The following is a 5176-nucleotide window of genomic DNA, read 5'->3' as shown; positions in this document are numbered from 1 at the left end:
GCAGGTCGGGGTGCAGTCGTTTGGCCCTGCCCATCAAGGCGGCCGCGTCAGGTTCCATCACAGCTCAAGCAAACAAGCAACGGCAAGACTCAGGCTGTCTCTCCGGCAGCCGGCACATCACTCACCTGCCCCAGGTTGAGGTCCAACGAAAGCGCCTCGATCGCCGCAGCGCTGGGTTGAGGCACCTGGGCCACGTCGGCCTGCGCGCTGGGGTCGGCCATCTCACCGAGCTGATCCATCAGCGTTTGCAGGCGAGTCTGCAACTGCAGCACACGCTCATCTTGCGCTTGCACTTCCTGCAGACGGGTGTCGAGTTCGTTCGAGGCCGACTGGATTCGATCAAGCGACTCGTAACGGCGCTTGAAGTTGCGACGACGCTCGCGCAACTGGCTGTCGACCTGGGCCGAAGCCGTCTTGTTCCACAGCTCGATGTCGTTGCTGATGGTCTCGAAGACCACGCGCAGACGCGAGATCAGCATGCGGCGGAACTGCTCCTGAAAGCCAGGCTGCGCCAAGCGGAAGGCCTGGCTCAGCCCCAGGTACTGCACGTAGTTGCGCTCGATGAGGTTGAGGTCATCGGTGTACTTGCGCACATCCAGCGGCACATCGGCCACCAGGCTGAAGCCGAACTCGGCGTTCAGGCGCGAGAACGAAGCCACCAGCATCGCGTGGATCTCGTCGTTGCGCTGCTGCGCCTGCTCGATGAGCTCACGCAGGCGGGCACACAGATCGACGAAGGCTTTGCGGGCCCCAAGGGGCAACCAGGAGCCACCCAGCACCTGCTGCAGCACGTCGACTTCCTGACGCAAGCGCTCGGAGGACAGGTCATGCAACATGCTGCGCAGCATGCGCGCGTGGATGCTGCGCATGGCGTGCAGGCGTGCCGTGCACTGCTCGAACTCGGCCGCCTCGGCCTGCACCCGCTGGATCATCAGCTGGACCTTGCCCGAGCTCTTGCCGCGCAGGCCACGCAATTCGTGCAGCTGGTCGGCATGCAGGCGCCGCATTTCACCGAAGCGACGCGTGAGCTGCTGCTGGAACTGTTGGGCCCCCGACCACGAGGCCTGGGCCAGGTTGTCTCGGCGCCTGGGCAGCAAACCTTCGGACAGGGCGTGCTCGAAAGATTCCAGGCGACTCTGAACCAAGCCTTGCGCGTCACCCGTCAGGCGGGCCGCAAGGGCCTGGCGCGCAGAAATCGGGAACACGTTCTCCGTCGGGATCTCGAGGGTCTGGGCAACGCTTGCGCACTGGCGGGTGATGACCTGCTGCACCTGTTCGGGCGTGCTCAGCGGGTCGGCCAGCGTGTCGATCTTGTTGAGCACCACGTAGCGGGCCAGTGCTGGACCACTGAGGTGGTCGCGCCAGATGTCGAGGTCTGACTTGGTCACGCCCGTGTCGGCCCCCAGGATGAACACCGTGGCGTGAGCCTGCGGCAACAGACCCAGTGTCAGCTCAGGCTCGGTGCCGATGGCGTTGAGCCCCGGGGTGTCGAGCACCACCAACCCTCGCTTGAGCAGCGGATGAGGCAGGTTGATGCGCGCGTGGCGCCAGACCGGCACTTCGACCTGGCCATCGGCAGACAAGGGCGGGTTGTCTGCAGGGCGCTCGGCGTCCCAGAAACCCAGTGCCGTGGCCTCTTCGGGCGAGACCATGCGGGTGCGCATGACTTCTGCCAGGGCCTTGGCCATTTCATCGGGGTTGGCGAGGTCCAGCACATGCCAGGTCCAGGCCTGGGGCTGCACACGGTACTCGGCCAGCGACGTGGCTTCCAGCCGCGTCTCGATGGGCAGCAACGACAGGCCCACCGGGTCCTCTGCGTCATACCCTAGCTCGACCGGGCACATGGTGGTGCGCCCAGCCGAAGCAGGCATCATGCGACGCCCTTTGTCAGAGAAAAAGATGGCGTTGATGAGCTCGGACTTGCCGCGAGAGAACTCGGCCACGAAGGCCACCATGAGCTTCTCGCCAGACAGCCTGCGACGCATGGCCTCGAACCACTCCGCCGAGCCATCGTCGAGCAAATCGTGTTCACGCGCGAAGCGGGCCAACGCGGCCAACCGGGCATCGGTTTCGAGGCGCCATTGACCAAAGGCGTCAAGGTGGCTGGCGAATGTCGGCTTCATGTGGTTGATCCTAGCGCATGGAACACCGCCCATTGCATCTGGTGCAAGCGAGTTTGGGACAAAAGGTACATCGTTATCGGCAGATGGCAGCCGATGCCCAATCGATTAATGCCCCGAAGCTGAGTCCAACTTCACGCCAACTCACCGGCGCTGACAGGTGCCGCAAAAGAAGGTCGAACGCTGGGCTTGCACGATGCGCCTGACGGGCGAGCCACAGGACCTGCAAGCCTGCCCCTCCCGGCCGTAAACCTGGGTCGCCAACTGAAAATGCCCCTGGCTCCCATGGGCGTCCCGGAAGTCACGCAAGCTGGAGCCACCTTGCTCGATGGCCTCGGCCAGCACGGCTTTGACCTCCTGGAGCAGGCGGGCCGCTCGTGGCCGACTCAGCTTGCCAGCCTGCAGCCGAGGGTCGATGCCCGCGCGAAACAAGGCCTCGCAAGCGTAGATGTTGCCCGCACCCACCACGATGTCTCCGGCCAGCAAAGCCTGCTTGATCGCGACGCGCTTGCCCACCAGCGCGGCATGAAAGTGCGCCGCGTCGAGCGCTGCATCGAACGGCTCCAGGCCCAAGCCCGCCAGCAGCCGGGCAGGCAGCCCATCGTCCAGCGACGCGCCCCAGATCACCGCCCCGAAGCGGCGCGGATCGGTCAGCCTGAGCACACCACGGTTGGTGTTGAGCTCGAAATGATCGTGCGGCCCAGGCTCGCCAGGCGACCACTTGAAAGCCAGCGAGCCCGACATGCCAAGGTGAATCAGCAGCCCGCCCGAGCGGTCGGCAGGAAGCACAAGAGGCAGCCACAGGTACTTGCCTCGGCGCACCACCTCGCCCACCAAACCGCCTCTCAACTCGTCCACATCCAGCCCGAGGGGCCAACGCAGCGGTTTGCCCAATTGAGCAGACAACACCTCGGCACCACAGATGCGCTGCGCAAAACTGCGGCGGGTGACCTCGACTTCCGGGAGCTCTGGCATGAGCGGGATCATAAAAGCTCGGCCGAGGCCCCACAGGCTCGATGTGGAATCGAGGGCACAGGCCCACCTCGACCGCACGCACCCGTTCATCCATCCCTAGAATGGCGCGAGCACCCTGGAGATTGCATGCTGCGTTCTGCGTTCCGCCCCATCAGCAACACCGCCCAAGCAGGCAACCACCCATCGGCATGGCCCGATCGGGCACTCGAGGCCAAGGGCCGACAACCCAAGCTCAAAAAGGGCGGACATCGCCCGACCCTGGCATGGATTGGGCTGAATCTGCTGATCGGAACCGCGCTCGCCGCCCCCATGCAGCCTCGCGAGGGCTGGCAGCAAACATTGGCGCAAGCCTCCCCCGCCGCGCCCCCAGCGCAGCCGGCCTCGACTCCTGCGGCGACCACACCCCCAACCCGCTCGGCGATGGACGCCAACCTGTTCTTCCAGGTGTTGGTCGCCGAGATCCAGGCCAACAGCGGTGACCCGGGTTCCGCCTACCAGATCTACCTCGAGGCCGCACGACGTCTGCAAAACGGTCAGCTCTACCAACGCTCGGTGGAGGTCGCGCTGCGCGCTCGCGCCGGCGAACAAGCCCTGACCGCGGCCAAGGCTTGGCGCCAAGCCCTGCCCCAATCTCGAGACGCAGCAGAGTTCAACACCCAAATCCTCATCGCCTTGGGTCGGAGCAAAGAATTGGCGCCCCCCTTGCGCGCGCTCATCCAGCTCACCCCGACCGAGCAACAAGCCCAACTGATGGCCAGCTTGCCGCGCAGCCTGGCACGCCTGCAGGACCGCGTGGCAGCCGCCCGCGTGATCGACGAAGCCACGCAGCCCTGGCGCAGCGCGCCCATGGAATCGGCCGCGGCCTGGGCCGCCAGCGCAGAAGCGTGGCTGATGGCCGGCCGCACCGACACCGCCATGGATGCCGCACGCCAAGCCTTGAAGCTCGACCCCGGCCAGCTCGGTGCCCAGTTGGTGGCCACCGACCTCATCGGCCAGCAAGCCGACGCCGAGGCCCTGGTCAAGTCACAGCTGACCCGCCAGGATGCCCCCCCGGTGCTGCGCCTGGCCTACGCTCGCAAACTGGCCACCGCCCAGCGTTACGCGGAATCTGCCGAGCAACTCGAAACCCTGATCGCCGCGCAACCCGATCAGGACAGCCACCGCGTGCTGCTCGCTGCCATCCGACTGGAGATGCGGCAGATCGACGCAGCCGAGGCCGTCATCAAGCCCGTCTTGCAAAAAGCCACCACCCCACCCAGCAAGGACCATGAACAGGCTTTCCTTCTGATGGCCCAGGTGGCGGACCGCCGCAATCAGACCGCAGAAGCCTTGCGCTGGCTGGACAAGGCCGACGCCAAGCACGAAAAGCTCGCGGTTCAAAGCCAGAAGGCTCGGTTGCTGGCCGCACAAGGCAAGCTGGCCGAGGCTCGCAACAACCTGCGCAAGCTGCCCGAAACCGAGGCCCGCGATGGCATCCTGAAGATCCAGACCGAAGCTCAACTGTTGCGCGAACTCAAGCAATGGCGCGAGGCCTGGAACGTGCTGGAGCAAGGCGCTCAGCGTTTCCCGGAAGACCCCGACCTGCTCTACGACCAGGCCATGGTTGCCGAAAAGCTCCAACGTTTTGAAGACCTGGAAAAGCTGTTGCGCAAGGTCATCGCCCTCGCTCCCGACAACGCAGGCGCTTACAACGCACTGGGCTACAGCTTCGCGGATCGCAACATCAACCTGCCAGAGGCGCGCAAACTCATCGAACAGGCCCTGGCCCTGCGTCCGAACGATGCCTACATCGTGGACAGCCTCGCCTGGGTCGCATTCCGCGAGGGCAAGCTCGACGAAGCCCGGCAGCTGCTGAGCCAGGCATATGCCAGCCGCCAGGATGCCGAAATCGCCGCGCACCTGGGCGAAGTGCTTTGGCTGCAGGGCGACCGCGAGGGTGCACTGAAACGCTGGCGCGAAGGTTTGGCCATCGACAAGAACAACGAGACCCTGAAAGAAACGGTGCAGCGATTCGGGGTTCAACCGTGACAGGCGCAAACCGCAGGCTTCGGCGCCGGACCTGGCTGCTGAGCGCCCTGGCG

3 protein-coding genes are annotated in these 5176 nt (G+C 65.2%); 1 reads left to right on the top strand and 2 read right to left on the bottom strand.

The features are described from left to right. Positions 1-89 precede the first annotated feature (89 nt). Both B2W70_RS02590 and mutM read right to left on the bottom strand, forming a co-directional pair. Positions 90-2123 (bottom strand): dynamin family protein, encoded by a 2034-nt coding sequence (locus B2W70_RS02590; protein ID WP_286742544.1) that lies wholly within the window; start codon positions 2121-2123, stop codon positions 90-92. Positions 2124-2264: 141 nt separating this feature from the next. Continuing rightward, a complete protein-coding gene (gene mutM, locus B2W70_RS02585) occupies positions 2265-3095 on the bottom strand; it encodes a bifunctional DNA-formamidopyrimidine glycosylase/DNA-(apurinic or apyrimidinic site) lyase (RefSeq protein WP_286742542.1) in 831 nt (276 codons plus the stop codon). A 420-nt stretch (positions 3096-3515) separates the two neighbouring features. On the opposite strand from mutM, the gene B2W70_RS02580 reads away from it, so the two are divergent. Then, a complete protein-coding gene (locus B2W70_RS02580; protein WP_286742539.1) occupies positions 3516-5123 on the top strand; it encodes a tetratricopeptide repeat protein in 1608 nt (535 codons plus the stop codon). Positions 5124-5176: the final 53 nt, after the last annotated feature.

Source organism: Aquabacterium sp. UBA2148 (genome assembly GCF_002328915.1).
In the GTDB taxonomy this organism is placed as follows: Bacteria; Pseudomonadota; Gammaproteobacteria; order Burkholderiales; family Burkholderiaceae_C; genus Aquabacterium; species Aquabacterium parvum.
This window is presented reverse-complemented; position numbering and strand designations above follow the sequence as displayed.